The organism is Rhodanobacter sp. FW106-PBR-R2A-1-15 (genome assembly GCF_058789735.1).
This window is the reverse complement of record NZ_JBYTEM010000005.1, coordinates 88,428-106,629: the sequence shown is the minus strand read 5'-3', so window position 1 is coordinate 106,629 and position 18,202 is coordinate 88,428. Positions and strand designations below refer to the sequence as shown.

The window sequence follows — 18,202 nt, the reverse complement described above, 5'->3', positions numbered from 1 at the left end:
GCGCATAAGGTTTCTGTTGCAGGGTGCGGACGGCCATCTGTCTATGCCTCTGGCTCGGGGGCAGGCGTCACGGTGGGCGGCCGCTCACGCCGTGGTGGCCAGGCCGTAGCGCTCCATCCGCCGATACAACGCCTGGCGCGACAGGCCCAGGCTCTGCGCCGCGCGGCTGACCACGCCATCGGCCTTGTGCAGCGCGCCCTCCACCGCCTCGCGGCTGGGCTCGTCCAGGTTGCGCGCCGCCGGGACGACTGCCGCGTGCTGCGGCAGGTTAAGCAGCTCGGCGGTGATCGGCTGCTCGCCGGACAGCAGCGCGGCGCGCTCGATCGCGTTCTTCAGTTCGCGCACGTTGCCTGGCCACGGATAAGCCAGCAAGGCCTCGCGCGCGGCGTCGCCGAGCTCCGCGCGGCCGTCCAGGAAGAACTCGGCCAGTGGCAGGATGTCGTCGTTGCGCTCGCTCAGCGGCGGCAGGTTCACCTCGATCACGTTGAGCCGGTAGTACAGGTCTTCGCGGAAGGTGCCGGCCTGGATCATCGCCTTGAGGTCGGCATTCGTCGCGCTCAATACGCGCACCTTCGCCTGCCGCGTCTTGCCGGAACCGAGCCGTTCGAACTGGCCGGTCTCCAGCACGCGCAGCAGCTTCATCTGGCCGGGCAGCGGCAGGTTGCCGATCTCGTCCAGGAACAGCGTGCCGCCGTCGGCCAGCTCGAAGCGGCCCTCGCGCGCCTTGTTCGCGCCGGTGTACGCGCCGGCCTCGGCGCCAAACAGCTCGGCCTCGATCAGCTCGCCCGGCAGCGCGCCGCAGTTCACCGCCACGAACGGGCCGCGTTTCACCGCCGAGTTCGCGTGCACGATCGCCGCGATGCGCTCCTTGCCGGTGCCGTTGGGGCCGGTGATCAGCACCGGCACGTCGGAGCGGGCCACCTGGCAGGCCAGGTTGAGCGTGCGCCCCATCGCCTCGGAGGCGAACACCAGGCCGTCGAGATCGTACTTGCTGCGCAACTGCTCGCGCCGCTGGCGGCGCTCGCGCCGGCTGCGGCTCAGTTCGCGGGTGGACTCGGACAGCTCCAGCAGGTTCTCCACCGTGGCCAGCAGTTTGTGGTCGTCCCACGGCTTGGCCAGATAGTCGGCGGCGCCGGCCTTGACCAGCTCCACCGCGGTTTCCAGGTGCGTCCACGCGGTCAGCAGGATCACCGGCAGGTCCGGGTGGCGCTCGCGGATCGCCCGGAACAGCGCCACGCCCTCCTCGCCCGAGGTGGTGTCGGCGGTGAAGTTCATGTCCTGGATCACCACGTCGACCGCCTCGCGCTGCAGCAGCGCCAGGCCCTCGCCCGGAGTCAGCGCGACCAGCGCGCGGATCTCGTGCAGCGAAAGCGCCAGCGACAGCGCCTCGCCCACGGCCGGGTTGTCGTCGATGATCAGGACGGTACGGGTCATCTTCTTTCTGCACATGCGGCAATGGATGCCGCCCCGGCCGGAAAGGTTGCCATGACTATGGTCATGCGTATACCCGCGGAGCCGCCTTTCATACCGACCTCGTCGCCACCACCGGCGGCACCGCCGCGGCGCGCATTGCCGGGCCGAGCACCGCCAGCTGTCCCAGCCCCCACAGCAGCAGCGCACCGATCGGCAGGTAATACAGCGGCAATCGCGGCAACTCGTAGTGCTGCATCAGCACCAGGTTCAGTGCGAAGGCCAGCAGCATGCCCAGCACGATGCCGCCCGTGACGATCAGGAAGTTCTCGGTCTGGAAGTAGCGCAGGATGTCGCCGCGGGTGGCGCCCAGCGCGCGGCGCACACCGATGGTGCGACGCCGCTGCGCCACCCAGAAACTGGCCAGGCCTGCGATGCCCAGCGCGGTGACGATGAGCAGCGCCACGATCACGCCCACCAGGATGCCGGCCATCGCTCGGTCGTTGGCGAAAAACTTCTCGCGCAGCTCGTCGTAGGTGCGCTGCTGGGTCACCACCCGTTCCGGATCGGCCTTCTTCAGCGCGGCCACGGCAGCCTTGAGAACGGCTTCGCGATCCTGCGGCCGGGTGCGGATGACATAGCTCTGGTTCCTGCCCACGCCCATGAACAGCGGCAGGACGACCGAGTAATGCGCGGTGGCGTCGTTGTAGGCGTTGGCACGCGCCAGGTCGGCCAGCACGCCGACCACCCGCACGCCCACCTGGTCGGTAAGGTAGATCGTCTTGCCCAGCGGGCTCTGCCCCGGCCAAAGGCGGTCGGCCAGCGCCTGGGTGATCACCGTGACCGCGGCAGGCAGGCCATTGGTATTGCCGCTGGACAGCGCCTTGACCACCACATCCGCATTGACAATCTCGTCCGGCTGGAGGTTGCGCCCGGCCACCAGCCGCGCGCCCATGGTCTGCGGCAGGTCCTCGCCGAAGTAGGTGCCGGCGCTGAGCGTGGGCTCGCGCTGCGCCGGATCCAGCTTGAGGCTGGCGTTCGACGAGGAGCCCTCCATCGGCAACTGGTTGGTCAGCGCCGCCGCCTGCACGCCCGGCGCCTGCCGCAACACGGCAAGGTCTTCCCTCGCCCGGACGAAGATGTCGGGCGTGGGTGCGATCTGGGCCAGCTGGATTTGTACCAGTGCATGCTCGTCGATGCCGCTGGACATGTGCATGTGCTGCAGCCGGTGGCCGATCATGAACACCGCGTTGCACACGATCGCGCAGGTCAGCGCGATCTCCAGGATCAGCAGCCACGAGGTGATCTTGTGCCGTCGCAGCGTGGAAAGTATCGGTCGCAGTTCCATGAGTCTTGTCCCATGCCCCTGATCGGAGCGGCTTTTCTTGAGCAGTGCGGCCATGGATGGCCGCTTCCACGCGCAGGGAAAGCGCACTAATTGCTTTTCAACTGGAGCGCGGGCGCCACCTGGCAGGCGCGCCAGGCCGGCAGCAGGCCGGCCAGCAGGCTCGCGCCCAGCGCCAGCAGGAAAGTGGTCAGCAGCATGGCGGGATCGAGGTGCGCCAGCGCGGCATAGTCGGAAGGCCGCTGGCGCACCACCCACAGGCCGAGCAGGGCCAGCAGCAGGCCGCCCATGCCGCCCGTCAGCCCCACCACGCCCGACTCGATCAGCAGCTGCGCGAACAGCGCGCGCCGCGAGGCGCCCAGCGCGCGCCGCACACTGAGTTCGTTGGCGCGACGCAGGAACTTCGCCAGCATCAGGCCCACCGTGTTGACCAGGCACACCAGCAGGAAGCCGAACGCCATCCCGGCCTGCAGGCGTACGTCGTCGGGCACCACTTGTTGGTAGGCCAGCCACTGCATCAGATTGCGCAGGCGCACGTTCGGCGCCTTCATGAAACGTCCCAGCGCCTTCTGCTGCTCGGAGTAATGGACCAGAAACTCCCTGTAGTCGGCCGCCTTGGCCGGCGTGTCCAGCTGCACCCAGAACTGCATCCACACGCAGCTCGGCGCGGGATAGATGGTCCCCACGCCGCCGGTACCGTTGCCCCAGCAGTCGGTGGAGCCGTTGTGATCCAGGTGCATGTCCAGCATCGTCTGCAGCGGGATGAACACCTGTTCGGCGTAACCGAAGGAGCCGGTGTTGAGGTCGTAGAAGTGCGGGCTGGGCGTCCAGTGGTCGAGCACGCCCACGATGCGCAACAGGCTGCCGGCCACGAGCAAGGTGCGGCCCACACTGTTGGTGCCGCCGAACAGGCGCTCGTTCAACTCGCTGCCGATCACCACCTCGCGCGCCTTGGCCTCGTCGTCGGCCGCGCTCCAGCCGCGGCCGTAGCGGAACGGCGCCCCGAACATCGCGAAGAAATCCGCCGTGGTGTAGCGCGCCTCCACGTAGAACGGATCGATCGCGACGGAATCCGGCTGGATCGGAACCGCACCGCCCGTCATCAAGGCCTGGCGATCCGCCCGCCTCGCATGCAGCAGGTTGAAGCCGTCGATCTCCGTGAGCTGCATAGGCGGCTCCCTGCCCGGCATGATGCCGCTGTTGTCGCGCGGATCGACCTGCGGGTAGTACAGCGTGCCGCTGCGCCCCGGCAGCGGATCGCCCGACAGCACGTGCAGCACGGTGAGCGTGGTCATTGACGCGCCGATGCCCAGCGCGATCGCCAGCACCATCAGCGCGGTGAGCGCCCTGTTGCGCTTCAGGCTGCGCAGGGCCAGGTCGAGGTAGTAACCGAACATTCCACATCTCCTTGGAGCATCTCCTCCCCCTGCTTGCAGGGGGAGGTCGGGAGGGGGTGCTCTTGCCTCAAAGATCAAAGGCACCCCTCCCCAACCCTCCCCTGCGTTGCAGGGGAGAGAGTAAAAGCGTCACGCCGCCCGCGTCGCTTCCACCGGCGGCACGTTGGACGCGCGCCGGGCCGGCACGAACACGGCGGCCTGGCCCATCGCCAGCATCGCCAGCACGCCGGTCAGCACGTACAGCAGCGGGATGCGGCTCATCTCGTAGTGGCTCATCAGCCACAGGTTCAGGCCTACCGCCAGCAGCACACCGAGCACCACGCCGGCGCCGGCGATCAGCAGGTTCTCGATCTGGAAGTAGTGCAGGATGTCCACCTTGCGCGCGCCCAGCGCACGACGCACGCCGATCTGCCGATGGCGCTGGCCGACCCAGAAGCTGGTGAGGCCGACGATGCCGGCGGCGGTGACGCACAGCAGGATCAGCGCGACCACGCCCATCAGGATCGCCATGCCGCGGTCGGCCCGGTAGGCCTTGGCGCGGATTTCGTCAAACAGGCGCACGCTGTCGTCGTCGAGCACGCGCAGCGGGTTCACCTTGTACAGCGTCGGCGCCACCGCGCGCATCGCCGCGTCCACCCGGCCCGGCTTGGTGCGCACCGCGTAGCGCGAGAAGTTCGCGTCCAGCCGGGTCGGGATCAGCGTCGAGTGCCATGCGAAGTCGTTGCCCCAGCTGCCGGTGGCGGGGATCTGCAGGCGCGCCACCACGCCGACGATGGTGGTGGGTGCGCTGCTGCCGTCGGTGTACATCACCTTGCCGACCGCGTCGCCGTGCGGGAACAACTTGTCCGCCAGCTGCTGGGTGATGATCGCGATCGGCCGCTCGCGCTGGTCGCGGAAGCCCTGGTGCTGCACGTCTCCGGCCGTGAACGCGCGGCCGGCCACCAGGCGCAGCCCCAGCGTGGACAGCGCCTGCTCGTCGGTGAAGTAGTACGCGCTGCGGGTATTGCCGTTGCCGCCCAGCTTGGCGCCCGGCTTGAGCGACACCGAACCGGTCCAGGAGGAGTTGAGCAGCGGTATCGAGTTGATCGGCGCCACCGACACCACGTCCGGCAGCTGGCGCAGCGCGGCGAGGTCCTCGCGCTGCATTGCGTCCAGTTTCTCCACGCCCTCTGGCGTGTCGGCGCTGGGCGCGCCCACCCACTGCTGGCTGACCAGGAACAGGTTGCTCTCGTCCAGCCCGGTGGGCCGGTTCACCCGCTCGATCCGCTGGCCGATGATGAACACGGCGTTGCACACGATCGCCAGGGTCAACGCGATCTGCAGCGCGATCAGTACGGTGCCAGCCTTGTGCTTGCGCAGCGCGGCGAGGATGGGGTGCAGTTTCATGAGCCTTGTTCCTTGCGTAGATCTAACGATTGAGCCTGCTTTGTCTGGGGAGTGCGGCCACGGATGGCCGCTTTCACGCGCAGGGACAGCGCACTAATTGCTCTTCAGCTGCCAGGCAGGCTGCACGCGCGAGGCGCGGAAGGTGGGATACAGGCCGGCCAGCACCGTGGCGATCACGGCCACCAGCAGGGTGAGCAGCAGCAGCGACAGGTCCACCCGCGCCAGCGCGGCGATGTCCTTCGGCAACACCCAGCCCACGCTGGCCACGCCCACGCCGGTGAGCAGCAGGCCCAGCACGCCGCCGGCAAGGCCGACGATGCCGGCCTCGGTGATGAACTGCGTGTAGATCGCCGCACGCGGCGCACCCAGCGCGCGGCGCACGCCGATCTCGCTGCTGCGGCGCAGGAACTTCGCCAGCAGCAGGCCCACCGTGTTCACCAGGCACACCAGCAGCAGGCCCAGCGCCACCAGCAACGAGACCTTGGTGTCGCTGGGCACCACGTGCTGGTTGTCCAGCCACGCACGCAGGTCACGCAGGCGGCCGTTCGGCGCCCAGGCGAAGCGCCCGGCGCGCTGCTGGTCGCGTGCGTAACCGTCGAGGTAGTCGCGGTAGGCGGCCACCGCTCCGGTGTCCAGCTCGGCCATGAAGGCGATCCACACGCATTCGGAGCGCTGCAGGCCGACGAAGCCCGACTCCTTGGGCACCGCGTTGCAGTTGGTGTTGCCGTCGTTCGACATGCCCGTCTGGATCGCAGTGAGGAATGGCAGGAACACATCGTCGCCGTTGACCGAGAAGCCGCCGCTGTTGACCACGTCGTAGAAGCGCGGCTGCGGGTTCCAGTCGTCGAGCACGCCGACCACCCGGTAATCCCTGCCATCGATGTCGACCGACCGGCCCACGCTGGCTGCCCCGCCGAACAGCTTCTGGTTGAGCTTGCTGCTGATCACCGCCACCGGCGCGCGGCTCTCGTCGTCGCTCGCGCTCCAGCCGCTGCCGTACTTGAACGGTACGTCCAGCATCGGGAAGAACTCACCGTAGACGGCATGGCCACTGACGTTCAGCGGATGCTTGCCGGTCTCGGCCGGCACCACCGACGGCGAGATCTGGTACATCGCCGACTGCCGCTTGGCGCGATGGTCGCGCATCAGCGCCATCGCGTCGGCGTAGTCCATCGCGTTCGGCGGCTCGCCGTCGCTGCTGCGTCCGTTCGGCCCCCAGTTGTCGATCTGCGGCACGAACAGCTGCGCGGACTTCCAAGGAATCGGATCGCCCGACACCGCGCGGAACACCGACCAGCTGGTCATCGACGCGGCCACGCCGAAGCCGATCGCCAGCACCATCAGGGCGGTGAGACCGGGGCTGCGTTTCAGGCTGCGCAAGGCCAGTTCGAGGTAGTAGCTGAACATTTCGTCTCTCCGTCGTTTGAGCCCCTCTCCCGCTGGCGACCCTGAGGGAGCCCCCTTGCGGGTGAGATGGGTTGGGGTGAGGGTCCGGCAGCGCGCGGCGCCGCGCTCCGCCCGTACCCTCTCCCCCGCCCCTCTCCCAAAGGGAGAGGGGGAAAAACCAGAATCACACGCTGCGCGTCGCCTCCACCGGCGAAACGCGGGAGGCGCGCAACGCCGGCGCGAGCACCGCGCCCTGACCGAGCAGCAGCAACGCGACCACGCCGGCCACCACATAGGCCAGCGACAGTCGCGCCATCTCGAACTGGGTCACCATCCACAGGTTGATGCCAATCGCCAGCACCGCCCCGACGAGCACCCCGCCGAGGCCGATCAGCAGGTTCTCGGTGAGGAAGTAATTGAGGATGTCGCCGCGGGTGGCGCCCAGCGCGCGACGCACGCCGATCTGCTTGCGCCGCTGGCCGACCCAGAAGCTGGTCAGGCCCACGATGCCGGCGGCCGTGATCGCCAGCAGCACCACGCTGATGATGCCCATCAGGATCGCCATGCCACGGTCGCTGTCGTAGATGCGCCGGCGCACCTCGGCGAAACTCAGCAACCCGTCCTTGGGATCGATGATGCGCATGCGGCTTTGCGCATACAGCGCCTTGGGCGCCTGGCGCATCGCGGCGGCAAGCTGGCCCGGCTTCGCACGCACGAGGTAGAACACCCCTTGTGGAAAATTCGGACGCTTCGGCCACAGCACGACCTGATAGGCGTAAGCCCTCGTCCAGGTGCCCACGTTTTGCCGTTGCAGGCGATCGACGATGCCGATGATGGTGCTGGGTGTGCTGCTCATCAGGTAGATCGGCTTGCCCAGTGCCGTGCCGTCGGGGAACATGCGATCGGCCAGCGCCTTGGTTACGATGACCTCGGGCGGATTGGTGAAATCGCGCGAACCCATCCGGCCGATTCCGTCGGCGCGGAAATTGCGTCCGGCGATCAGCTTCAGCCCCAGCGTATCGATCAGGTGTTCGTCGCTTGCGTATATCGCCGGGTCGGCAGTCCATTGGAGCTGATCCGGAGTGAGGCTGGCGGGAATGTCGTCGCCGCCGCCGCTCAACGGGTAGGAACTGGCGGGCGCCGCATCGCGCACGCCGGGAAGTTGCCGCAGCGCGTAAAGGTCGGCCTGCACCTGCGCATCGATCTGCGACGGGGTTGTCGGCCCCGCCCATTCGCTGTAGATCACGAACAGGTTGGCTTCGTCCACACCGCTGGGCTGGGACAGATGCGCCAACCGCTGGTGGATGATGAACAGGGCGTTGCACACGATCGCCAGGGTCAGCGCGATCTGCAGCGCAAGCAGCACGGTGCCGGCCTTGTGGTGGCGCAGCGCGGCGAGGATGGGTTTGATCTGCATCGCCATCGCCTCAGTTGGATTTCAATTGCCAGGCCGGCTGCACCTGTGCCGCGCGCCAGGCCGGGTAGAACGCCGCCGCCACGGTGGCGAAGATCGCGACCGCCAGGGTCAGCGCCACCAGCGAAAAGTCCAGCTGCGCCAGCCGCGCGATCTGCGGGGGAAACAGCAGGCCCACGCCGGTAACCCCTGCCGCAGTGAGCAGCAGGCCCAGCACGCCACCGGCCAGCCCCACCGTGGCCGCTTCAAGCAGGTATTGCGCGTAGATTTCCCGGCGCGAGGCACCCAGCGCGCGGCGCACGCCGATCTCGCCGGCACGACGCAGGAACTTGGCCAGCAGCAGGCCAATGGTGTTGACCAGGCAGATCGCGAAGAAGCCCAGCGCGACGATCAGCGAAATGCGGCTTTCCGGCGGCACCACATGCTCGTGCGCGAGCCATTGCATCACGTCGCGCAGGCGCACGTTCGGCGTCCACGCGAAACGCCCGGCCCGCTGCTGATCGGCGGCATAGCCCTCGAGGAATTGGCGGTAGTGTGCAACATCCGCTGCGCTGTCCAGTTCCACCCACGGCGTGACCCACACGCAATTGCTGTGCAGCCAGCCGTCCCAGCCGGTGAAGTTCAATTTTCCGCGGCAGCTGTTGCTGCCCGCACTGTTGATCTGCAGATCCAGCGCGCGGGTGAACGGCAGATAGAAATCCGTGGCATCCACGAAGCCGCTGCTGCTGAACAGATCGAAGAAGCGCGGCTTGGGGTTCCAGTGCCTGGTCACACCGACGATGCGGTAGTCATGCCCATTCAGCGTGATCTCGCGCCCCACGCTGTCGGCGCCACCGAACAGCTTCTGGTTGAATTCCGCGCTGAGCACCACCGCGGCGCCACGGCTCTCGTCGTCGGCCGCGCTCCAACCGTTGCCGTACTGGAATGGCACCTCGAACATCGGGAAGAAATCGCCATATACCGCATAGCCCTCCGCCGCCACCGGCAGGCTGCGGCCGCCGCCCGGCGGCACCGTCAGCCGCAACGGGTAAAGCAGCGTCTGCCGCTTCGCCGCATGTGCCCGCATCAAGGCCATCGCATCGGTATAGCTCAATGCATCCGGCGGCTCGCCCTTGAGGTTCTGCTGCGGCCCCCAGCCGTCGATCTGTGGGATGAACAACTGCGCGGACTTGTCTGGAATCGGATCACCCGACACCGCGCGGAACACCGACCAGGTGATCATCGACGCGGCCACGCCGACGCCGATCGCCATCACCATCAGGGCGGTGAGGGCGGGGTTGCGCCGCAGGCTGCGCAGGCCGAGTTGGAGGTAATAAGCGAACATGCTCGAGTTCCGGAATCCGGTATGGGGGATTCGGGATTTGGAGAAGCGGCGGTCTCGCGAGCTTGTGCTCTCAACGAATCCCCCATCCCGAATACCTGCTACTCAGCCGTGCGCCTCGTCGGCGACGACCGCATGCACAGTGTGGAAACGCGGGTCTTCCGACAGGTCCACCACCTGGCCGTCGATGATGTGCACGTTGCGCTGGGCGCGTGCGGCCAGTTCCGGGTCGTGCGTGACCATCACGATGGTGGCGCCCTCGCGGTGGATGTCCTCCAGCAGCTCCAGCACGCCGCGCGCCATCTGGGTGTCCAGGTTGCCGGTCGGTTCGTCCGCCAGCAGCAGGCGCGGCGAACCGGCCAGCGCGCGGGCGATCGCCACGCGCTGCTGCTGGCCGCCGGAGAGTTCGGCCGGATAGTGCTTGGCGCGCGAGGCCAGGCCGACGCGCTCAAGCGAATCCATGATGCGCTGCTTGCGCTCGGCCGCCTTCATGCCGCGGTAGCGCAAAGGCACCTCGATGTTGTCGAACACGTTGAGGTCGGGGATCAGGTTGAACGCCTGGAAGATGAAACCGATCTTCTCGTTGCGGATCTTCGAGCGGGCGTTGTCGTTGAGGTTGCTCACCTCGATGCCGTCCAGGTGGTACTCGCCGCCCGAGAACGTTTCCAGCAGACCGGCGATGGTCAGGAAGGTGGTCTTGCCGGAACCGGACGGGCCGGTGACGGCGACGAACTCGCCTTCCTTCACGTCGATGTTGAAATCGCGCAGCGCATAGGTCTCCACCACTTCGGTGCGGTAGACCTTGGACAGGTGGGTCATCTTCAGCATGGTTGCGTCCTTTGGTGGTGGTGATCTTGGAGCCCCTCTCCCTTTGGCGACCGAAGGAAGTCCCCTTGTGGGAGAGAGGGGTTGGGGAGAGGGTGCGGGGCTTGCGGGAAATCCGCGCAAGCCCCGCACCCTCATCCGCCCTTCGGGCACCTTCTCCCGGAGGGAGAAGGGAGAATCGTCAGTTGCTGATCGCGACCGTGGTCGCGCCCTTGAAGCTGTCGGTGCCGGAGATCACGATGCGCTCGCCTTCCTTCAGGCCGTCGAGGATCTCCACCTTGTCGATGCTGGAGGCGCCGACGCGGATCGGGGTTTTCTTGGCGATGCCGTCGCGCACCAGGTAGGCATAGCTGCCGCCGGATTCGTCGACGAACGAGCCACGCTGCACGGTCAGCACGTCGTCGCGCCTGTCCAGCAGCACGCGCACCGACAGGCGCTGGTTCTGCCGCAGCTGCTTCGGCGTGTCGCCGTCGAAGCGCAGCCGCGCGGCGACCTGGCCGTTGACCACTTCCGGCGAGATCGCGCTGACCAGGCCCTTCCAGGTATGGCCGTTGCCGCTGATCTCGCCGGCCATGCCGATGCCCAGGTCGCGGGCGAAGCTTTCCGGCACCTGCATCTCCACCTGCAGCGCGGACAGGTCGATCACGCTGAGCAGCTGCGCGTCCTTGGCCACGGTGGCGCGCTCGGCGATGAACAGCTGGCCGACCTGGCCGTCCACCGGCGACTTCACGTCGAGGTCGTCGACCTGGCGCTGCAGGTCCTTCACCAGCAGCAGCTGGCGCTGGTGCGCGAGCTTCTTCGACTGGATGTCGAAGTTGAGGCTGTCGTTGTCCAGGCCAAGGTTGGCCTTGGCATGCGTGGTGGCGATCTTCGCCTTGTCCAGCGCGTCCTTGGCCTTGTCCACGTCCATGTTGGATACCGCGCCCTTGGCATACGCCTTCTGGTAGCGATCGAGGTTGCGCTCGGCGGTGGTCTGGTCGATGGTGGCGTTGTCGTAGGTTTCCTGCAGCGCGGAACGCTGCTTGCGCGCGTCGATCTGCGCGCGCCGGTACCCCACTTCCATCGCGTCGGCGTTGCTTTGTTCCTGCGCCAGCTTGTTGGTCAGCTCCGGGCTGACGATGGTGGCCAGCACCTGGCCCACCTTCACCGTGTCGCCGGCATGCACCTTCAGCGCCACCGCGCCGCCGGAGGTGGCGTACAGGGTGGGGCTGACCGCCGCCACCACCTTGCCCTCGGCGGCGATGTCGCGCACGAACGGGCCGCGTTCGACGGTGGCGAAGGCCAGCCGCGAGCTGCTGACCGATGCGGACGCCGAGAACAGCCGGCCCACGCCCGGCGCCAGCCAGGCCAGCAGCGCCAGCACGAGCACGCCGGCGCCCAGCAGGATCAGCTGGCGCTTGCGGTTGGGTTTGACCTCGACCAGTCGGTCCTGTGCGGAAGTGTCGCGGATCATCAATGCCGTTCCCCACCGCGTACAGCGCGGTTGCACAGCGGTCATTGCAATCCGTGTGCCACTCGAAGATGAAGAAACAATCAAATGTCTTTCAATGGCTTGGCGCGCACGCTCGGCAGCGGCGCGGTGTCCGCGGACACCGCACGGACAACCGGACGAACATGCTCCGGCCAGTCGCGGACGCCATCGCCGAAACGCGCAAGGCCCCGGCGCGAACCGGGGCCTTGCGTGGTCGTCCATGCCAGGCGGGAAGAACTACCCCGCCTAGAACTCCTGCTTGAAGCGGATGCCGAACGTGCGCGGCACACTGAAGCCGGTGTACACCTGCCCGTTCGGGTACTGCGCGACCACGTTGTGGGCGCCGCACACGGTCACGCCGCACTCGGTGAACTTGTACAGTGCCGCCCGCTTGTCGAACACGTTGTCGACGTAGACGTCCAGCGACCAGTTGCCCTTCTGCATGCCTGCGGACAGATCGACCGAGTTGTATGCGGGCAGGTTGCCGAGCAGGCTGCGCTCGAGCAGCCGCAGGTCGGTGGTGCGCTTGCCCACGTGCACCAGCGCGCCCTGCACAAAGGCATCGTTGCCGGCCAGGCTGAACGTGTAGCGTGCGACCAGGTTGCCCTTGAAGCGGGGCGTGATCGGCAACCGCGTACCCTTCGGCGCCAGCGGCCCGTTCACCACGGCGCCGGTGGACTGGTTGATCGAACCGGGCGGACAGTAGGTGACCGCGCGGCCGCCGGCGTCGGTGAAGCCGCAGTAGTTCGCGGTCAGCTTGGCGTCGTACAGCGCGATGCCGGTGCTGATGTTCAGGTTGTACGTGGCCTGCCAGACCAACTGCGACTCCAGGCCGTCGATACGCGCGGAGTTGGCGTTCTTGATCTGGGTGAGGCCGTTGGCGCCGAGGATGTTGAACTGGAAGTCGTTCCACCTCTCGCGGAACACCGCACCGTTGAACGACAGCCGGTTGTCGAACCAGGAGGTCTTCCAGCCCAGTTCCAGGTTGGTGAGGAAGTCCGCCTGGTACGGCGGCAGCTGGCCGGCGCGGTTGACGCCGCCGGGGCGGTAGCCCTCGGAGCGGGTGGCGTAGACCATCTTGGTGGGCGAGATGTTCCAGGTCAGGTTGAACTTGCCCAGCGAACCGCTCTGCCGCACGCGCTTGTTGAAGTCCAGACACGGCGCGCCGAGGAACGGCTGCGGCGAGATGCAGCCGGCCTCGCCGTAGCTGGAGCCCGGCGCGAAGCCCTTGCTGAAGCCGTAGAAGCCGTACAGCTGGTTGGCGCTGCGGAAGTAGCGCCCGCCGACGGTGGCGGTGAGTGTTTCGGGAATGATGTCGTAGGACAGTTCGCCGAACACGGCCTTGTCGTAGTCGTAGCGCATCTGCCGGGTCAGCCAGATCGTGTTCGGCCAGCCCGCCACCGACAGCGAGGTGGCCAGGTTGTTGATCTGGTAGTCCTGCATGATGTCGTGCTTCTGCTTCTGCCAGAACGCGCCGGCGGTGAGGCGCAGGCGGTCCTCGCTGGGCGAGACGATGCGCAGCTCGTGGCTGCTGATGGTGTAGCTGTCGCGGTCGCTGATGTACTCGGACGGGTTGATCAGTGCGCCGCTGTTGTCGTGGAGGTAGGCGCCGTAGGAAAGCAGGGTGTCGTACCAGAACGAGTAGTCGTTGTAGTCGGTCTGCTCCTCTTGGTTGCGCTTGAGGTGCGCGTAGGCGTAGGTCAGGTCGAAGTTGCCGATCTTGCCCTGCACGGTCAGCGCACCCTGCCACCAGCGGTCGTTGACCCGCTCGGGGTAGAAGTGGGTGACCGCCAGATCGCCGATCGCCGGATCGCTGGCGAAGGTGCCGTGCGAGATCGTCTGCTGCCCCATCAGGGTCGGGCTGATCGACCAGTTGTCGTCGAGGTCGACTTTCAGCGCGGCGCGGGCACCGTTGGTGTTGGCGTCGTTGTAGTGCTTGCGGGCATGCCCGAAGCACTCCTGCATCGGGCCGGGCTTGCAGTTGTCGGCGTTGCTGACGGTGATGCCGGACACCGGGAAGGTGCGCGAACCGGGCTTGTTGTCGATGTAGCCGGCGTCGTGCTCGCGCCAGCCGACCAGGCGCACCGCCGCGCTGGGGCTGAGCGGGATGTTGAGCATGCCCTCGGCGGAGTAGCCGATGCCGCCGTGTGCCACCTTGTTGATGCCGACGGTGTAGTTCGCCGCGAAGCCGCGCGGGTCAGGCTTGTTGGTGATGATGCGCAGCGCGCCTGCCTCGGCGCTCGCGCCGTACAGCGAGCCCTGCGGCCCGGCCAGCACCTCGATGCGCGCGATGTCGTACATGTGGATGTCGAGCGGGCCCTGGATCGTGGTGACCGGCTGGTCGTCCAGGTACACGCCCACGCTCGGCTGCGAGCCGGAGTGGTTGGTGTTGCCGCCGCTGGCCACGCCGCGCATGTAGATGGTGGCGAAGCCCGGGCCGGTGGCGATGCCGCCGCCGCCCTGCTGGAAGGTGACGCTGGGCAGGTACTTCACGTAGTCGTTGAAGTTCTGCACGTGCAGCGCCTCGAGCTGGTCGTTCTCCAGCACGCCGATGCTGATCGGCACCTTCTGCAGGTTTTCGGTGCGCTTCTGCGCAGTTACGTTGACCACGCTCAACGTGGTGGTCTTCGGCTTCGCCGCCGGTGCATTTGACGCCTGGGCCTGCCCGGTATCCTGGGCGAAGGCCGGCGCGGCCATCGCCAGGCAGATCGCTGCCGCCAGCGGCAACCTGACCAGTCCGGATCGCGGCGTCCGCGCGGTCTTCTTGAATCTTGTCGTGTGCATAAACCCCTCCCCTCGAAAGTCCAGACAATCCATCGGATTAAAGCCATCACTCCTATACCGGTACGTCGGGGTAGCGCTGCAGCACCGGCCCCAGCGGCGATGCGAGCGGCCCCAACCATGCAGCGTAGTGGCGCCAGTGATCCACCCCCTCGCGGTAGATCGGCTGGCGCACCTGTTCCGAACTGGCCGTGCGCACCGGCCGCGGGTTCTGGAAGAACCGCAGGCACGATGCCTCGAACGGCAGGCCGCAATAGTCGAGCAGGCGGCGCACCTCGCCCTCGGTGTCCTCGACCATGCGTTCGTACACCACACGGTGGATGCGCCCGGGCAGCACGGCGTCGAAATGCGCCATCAGCGCCACGTAATCGCGGTAGTAGCGTCCGATGTCCGCCAGCTCGTAGCTGAAGCCCTGCCCGCGCGCGAAGTGCTGCTTGAAGGCCGAGAAGCCGCAGGCCAGCGGGTGCCGGCGCGCGTCGATGATCTTCGCCTTGGGCAGCATCAGCTGGATCAGGCCGATGTGCATGAAGTTGTTCGGCATCTTGTCGATGAACAACGGTGCCGCGGTCTTGCGCTGGATGCGTGTGTGCTCGAGATAGCGCTCGCCAAGCGCACGCAGCGCGTCGGCATCGAGCGCCGCCAGCGCGCCGTGGTAGGGCATCGCCTCATCGGCATCGCCCTGCATACGCAGCAGGCGCGCGATCGAGGTGACCTCGGGCAGCTCCATCGTGCCCTCGACCTGGCTGTGGCTGGACAGGATCTGCTCGATCAGGGTGGAGCCGGCCCGCGGCAGCCCGACCACGAAGATCGGGTCCGGCGCCAGACTGCCGGCACCGGCACGCGCGGCGAAGAATTCGCGCGTGTAGTGCGCGCAGATGTAGCGCACGCGCGCGCTGGTGTCGTCGGCGCTGTAGTGCACCTGCCCGCGACGGATCGCGTTGCCCTGCGCGTAATGCCGGAACGACGACTCGTACTCACCGGCATCCTCCAGCGCCTTGCCGATGGCGAACTCCAGGTGCAGGCGGTCGTCCTCGGCCAGGTCCGTGCGTGCCAGTTGCGCGCGCATCGCGGCCAGCTCGTCGGCGCCGAAGCGGAAGGTCTTCAGGTTGGCCAGGCTCCACCAGACCTCGCCGAACGACGGTTCCAGCTCCAGGCTGCGGCGATACGCGGCGATGGCGCGCTCGGTATGCCCGGCGGTCTTCAGCGCGTGACCCTGGCTCACCCACAGTTTCGGCTGGTCCGGATGCCGCTCCAGCAGCGCGGCGTAGATGCCGATCGCCTGCTCGTAATCGCCGGTGCGGCACAGTACGGCCGCCTTGAGGTTGCGGCTGCCGGCATCCTCCGGATCGGCCGCCAGCAGGCGCGCGAGCTCGGCCAGCGCCTGTTCCGGCCGGTTGGCGCGATGCAGCAGCAGCGCGTAATTGCGGCGTGCCTCGTGGAAGCCCGGGGCCAGCTCCAGGCAGCGCTCGAGCAGGTGCAGGGCGTCTTCGTTGCGGCCCAGCCGGGCGGCGACCTCGGCGAACATGCGGATCGCCGCCACGTCGGTCGGCGCCTGCTTCAGGTGCTCGCGCAGCCGCGCCTCGGCCTCGGGGATGCGGTTCTCGACCAGGGCGACCGCAGCGGCCAGCAGGCGGGGGTCGCGGGTGGAGTAGCGCACGTGGCTGGCGTACGCCGCATCCGCCGCCGCCTGCTCGCCGGCCGCCATCAGGTGGTCGCCGAGCGCACGCCAGGCCTGCGGCAGGTCGGGCTTCAGCGCCACCGCGCGGCGCAGTGCGGCGATCGCCTCCTGCCCGCGCCCGCAACGGCCCAGGGCCAGCCCGAGGTCGGCATGGACCATGGCCCACGCCGGCTGCGCCTGCGCCAGCGGAACCAGGATGTCGAGCGCGCCCTGCAGGTCTCCCTGCAGCGAGCGCGCGGCAGCGAGCAGCTGCAGGGCCACCGGGTGGCCCGCAGCCGCCTGCAGTATCTCATCGAGCTGTCCGATGGCCAGCGCGGGATCCCGCTCCAGCAGGCGTGCGGCATGGGCCAGCGCCTGTTCCAGCGTGCCGATGGCTGGCGCGCTCGTCACGGCCGCCTCCGCCGCGACGACGCACCACGCCGGCGGGGGTCGAGTCTCGGGCGGCGGCACAGCCGAGGTACGGCGCGTGGCATGGACGACTGCAGCTCCTGTGGGAATCGTCGCAATCTACAACCGATTCCGGGCGGTAGATAGTAGGCGTCGGCAAATCACGCCGCTTGCCCGCACCGGTTGCCCCCGCTTCGTCGGAGGCGCTAGGCTGGATCGACGAACGCCATTGCGGGCGCGGGGCGGCAGGCGGGACACGGAAGCTCCGGAACACGGCTGTGTCGCGTCCACCCACCCGGGGACTGAATCCACCCATGCCTGACGACACCGTGGTCGAGGAACTCCAGCGCGCGCACGCCCTGCCCGCCCGCTACTACGCCGGCGACGCGATGCTGGCCATGGAACAGCGCGCGGTGTTCGCGCGCAGCTGGCAGCTGGTGGCGCAGCAGGGGCAGTTGGCCGGGCCGGGCGACCATGCGGTCAGCCAGATTGCCGGCGTGCCGATCCTGCTGGTGCGCGGCGCCGACGGCGTGCTGCGCGCCTTCCCCAACGTGTGCCGCCACCGCGCCGGGCCGCTGGCGCTGTGCGACGGCAAGGGCGCGCGCGCCCTGCACTGCAAGTACCACGGCTGGACCTACACGCTGGAAGGCCAGCTGCGCAGCGCGCCGGAGATGCAGGACGCCTGCGACTTCAAGGTCGAGGACATCCGCCTGCCGCCGCTGCACGTGCACGAGTGGCAGGGCCTGGTGTTCGTGGCGCTCGATCCGGGGGTGCCGGCGTTCGAGGAGGTCTACGGCGGCATCGCCGAGCGTATCGCGCCGATCGACCTGTCGGCGATGCGCTACCTGCGCCGCGACAACTACGACATCGACTGCAACTGGAAGGTCTACGTCGACAATTACCTCGAGGGCTACCACCTGCCGCACGTGCACCCCGGCCTGTCGCGGGTGCTCGACTACCGCGCCTACGACACCGAGCTGTTCGCGTGGCATTCGCTGCAATCCTCGCCGCTGCGCAACAGCGCCGACATCTACGGCGACGGCCAGGCGTTCTACTACTTCATCTACCCCAACGTGATGCTCAACATCATGCCCGGCCGGCTGCAGACCAACCGCATCCTGCCGCTGGGGCCGAATCGCTGCCGCATCGTGTTCGACTACTACTACGCGCAGGACGAGAGCGCACAGGCGCGCATCGCCGCCGACCAGGCGTTCAGCGACGAGGTGCAGCACGAGGACATCGCGATCTGCGAGGCGGTGCAGCAGGGGCTGGCCTCCGGCCATTACATTCCCGGCCGGCTGTGTCCGAAGCGCGAGGGCGGCGTCTGGCATTTCCAGAACCTGCTGCGCGCGGCCTACGCCAGTCCCGTCGGCGAATCCGCATGAGCCCGCGCCGCTGGCT

12 protein-coding genes are annotated in these 18,202 nt (G+C 67.8%); 1 reads left to right on the top strand and 11 read right to left on the bottom strand.

Going from position 1 to position 18,202, the window contains the following annotated elements; all coding sequences use genetic code 11:
- Window positions 1-84: 84 nt before the first annotated feature.
- From AC3WTD_RS04630 to AC3WTD_RS04580, 11 genes are all read right to left on the bottom strand, one after another.
- Window positions 85-1,434 carry a sigma-54-dependent transcriptional regulator gene (locus tag AC3WTD_RS04630; protein ID WP_492613049.1) on the bottom strand — a complete coding sequence of 450 codons (1,350 nt, stop codon included), beginning with the start codon at window positions 1,432-1,434 and terminating at the stop codon, window positions 85-87.
- 88 nt (window positions 1,435-1,522) lie between these two features.
- Window positions 1,523-2,758: an ABC transporter permease gene (locus AC3WTD_RS04625; protein WP_492613048.1), complete on the bottom strand. Its 1,236-nt coding sequence runs from the start codon at window positions 2,756-2,758 to the stop codon at window positions 1,523-1,525.
- 86 nt (window positions 2,759-2,844) lie between these two features.
- Window positions 2,845-4,152 carry an ABC transporter permease gene (locus AC3WTD_RS04620; protein ID WP_492613047.1) on the bottom strand — a complete coding sequence of 436 codons (1,308 nt, stop codon included), beginning with the start codon at window positions 4,150-4,152 and terminating at the stop codon, window positions 2,845-2,847.
- Between the two features lie 129 nt (window positions 4,153-4,281).
- On the bottom strand, window positions 4,282-5,538 hold the full coding sequence (locus tag AC3WTD_RS04615) for an ABC transporter permease (protein ID WP_492613046.1): 1,257 nt from the start codon (window positions 5,536-5,538) through the stop codon (window positions 4,282-4,284).
- Window positions 5,539-5,631: 93 nt separating this feature from the next.
- Window positions 5,632-6,945: an ABC transporter permease gene (locus AC3WTD_RS04610; protein ID WP_492613045.1), complete on the bottom strand. Its 1,314-nt coding sequence runs from the start codon at window positions 6,943-6,945 to the stop codon at window positions 5,632-5,634.
- Between the two features lie 163 nt (window positions 6,946-7,108).
- Window positions 7,109-8,347 carry an ABC transporter permease gene (locus tag AC3WTD_RS04605; RefSeq protein WP_492613044.1) on the bottom strand — a complete coding sequence of 413 codons (1,239 nt, stop codon included), beginning with the start codon at window positions 8,345-8,347 and terminating at the stop codon, window positions 7,109-7,111.
- Between the two features lie 4 nt (window positions 8,348-8,351).
- Window positions 8,352-9,662 carry an ABC transporter permease gene (locus AC3WTD_RS04600; RefSeq protein ID WP_492613043.1) on the bottom strand — a complete coding sequence of 437 codons (1,311 nt, stop codon included), beginning with the start codon at window positions 9,660-9,662 and terminating at the stop codon, window positions 8,352-8,354.
- 102 nt (window positions 9,663-9,764) lie between these two features.
- The gene (locus AC3WTD_RS04595; protein WP_027493776.1) at window positions 9,765-10,487 is read right to left on the bottom strand and encodes an ABC transporter ATP-binding protein; all 723 of its coding nucleotides are present in this window, start codon (window positions 10,485-10,487) and stop codon (window positions 9,765-9,767) included.
- A gap of 178 nt (window positions 10,488-10,665) precedes the next feature.
- Window positions 10,666-11,937, bottom strand: coding sequence for an efflux RND transporter periplasmic adaptor subunit (locus AC3WTD_RS04590; protein ID WP_492613042.1), 1,272 nt, complete (start codon window positions 11,935-11,937; stop codon window positions 10,666-10,668).
- 264 nt (window positions 11,938-12,201) lie between these two features.
- Window positions 12,202-14,739 carry a TonB-dependent receptor gene (locus AC3WTD_RS04585; protein WP_492613041.1) on the bottom strand — a complete coding sequence of 846 codons (2,538 nt, stop codon included), beginning with the start codon at window positions 14,737-14,739 and terminating at the stop codon, window positions 12,202-12,204.
- A gap of 52 nt (window positions 14,740-14,791) precedes the next feature.
- Window positions 14,792-16,804, bottom strand: a complete 2,013-nt coding sequence (locus AC3WTD_RS04580; protein ID WP_492613040.1) for a tetratricopeptide repeat-containing sulfotransferase family protein — start codon at window positions 16,802-16,804, stop codon at window positions 14,792-14,794.
- 311 nt (window positions 16,805-17,115) lie between these two features.
- On the opposite strand from AC3WTD_RS04580, the gene AC3WTD_RS04575 reads away from it, so the two are divergent.
- Window positions 17,116-18,186: an aromatic ring-hydroxylating oxygenase subunit alpha gene (locus AC3WTD_RS04575; RefSeq protein WP_492613039.1), complete on the top strand. Its 1,071-nt coding sequence runs from the start codon at window positions 17,116-17,118 to the stop codon at window positions 18,184-18,186.
- Window positions 18,187-18,202 lie beyond the last annotated feature (16 nt).

Excerpts from the sequence above, each read along its gene's own strand:
- AC3WTD_RS04630 (WP_492613049.1), bottom strand. The coding sequence starts at position 1,434 with ATGACCCGTACCGTCCTGATCATCGACGACAACCCGGCCGTGGGCGAG.
- AC3WTD_RS04625 (WP_492613048.1), bottom strand. The coding sequence starts at position 2,758 with ATGGAACTGCGACCGATACTTTCCACGCTGCGACGGCACAAGATCACC.
- AC3WTD_RS04620 (WP_492613047.1), bottom strand. The coding sequence starts at position 4,152 with ATGTTCGGTTACTACCTCGACCTGGCCCTGCGCAGCCTGAAGCGCAAC.
- AC3WTD_RS04615 (WP_492613046.1), bottom strand. The coding sequence starts at position 5,538 with ATGAAACTGCACCCCATCCTCGCCGCGCTGCGCAAGCACAAGGCTGGC.
- AC3WTD_RS04610 (WP_492613045.1), bottom strand. The coding sequence starts at position 6,945 with ATGTTCAGCTACTACCTCGAACTGGCCTTGCGCAGCCTGAAACGCAGC.
- AC3WTD_RS04605 (WP_492613044.1), bottom strand. The coding sequence starts at position 8,347 with ATGGCGATGCAGATCAAACCCATCCTCGCCGCGCTGCGCCACCACAAG.
- AC3WTD_RS04600 (WP_492613043.1), bottom strand. The coding sequence starts at position 9,662 with ATGTTCGCTTATTACCTCCAACTCGGCCTGCGCAGCCTGCGGCGCAAC.
- AC3WTD_RS04595 (WP_027493776.1), bottom strand. The coding sequence starts at position 10,487 with ATGCTGAAGATGACCCACCTGTCCAAGGTCTACCGCACCGAAGTGGTG.
- AC3WTD_RS04590 (WP_492613042.1), bottom strand. The coding sequence starts at position 11,937 with ATGATCCGCGACACTTCCGCACAGGACCGACTGGTCGAGGTCAAACCC.
- AC3WTD_RS04585 (WP_492613041.1), bottom strand. The coding sequence starts at position 14,739 with ATGCACACGACAAGATTCAAGAAGACCGCGCGGACGCCGCGATCCGGA.
- AC3WTD_RS04575 (WP_492613039.1), top strand. The coding sequence starts at position 17,116 with ATGCCTGACGACACCGTGGTCGAGGAACTCCAGCGCGCGCACGCCCTG.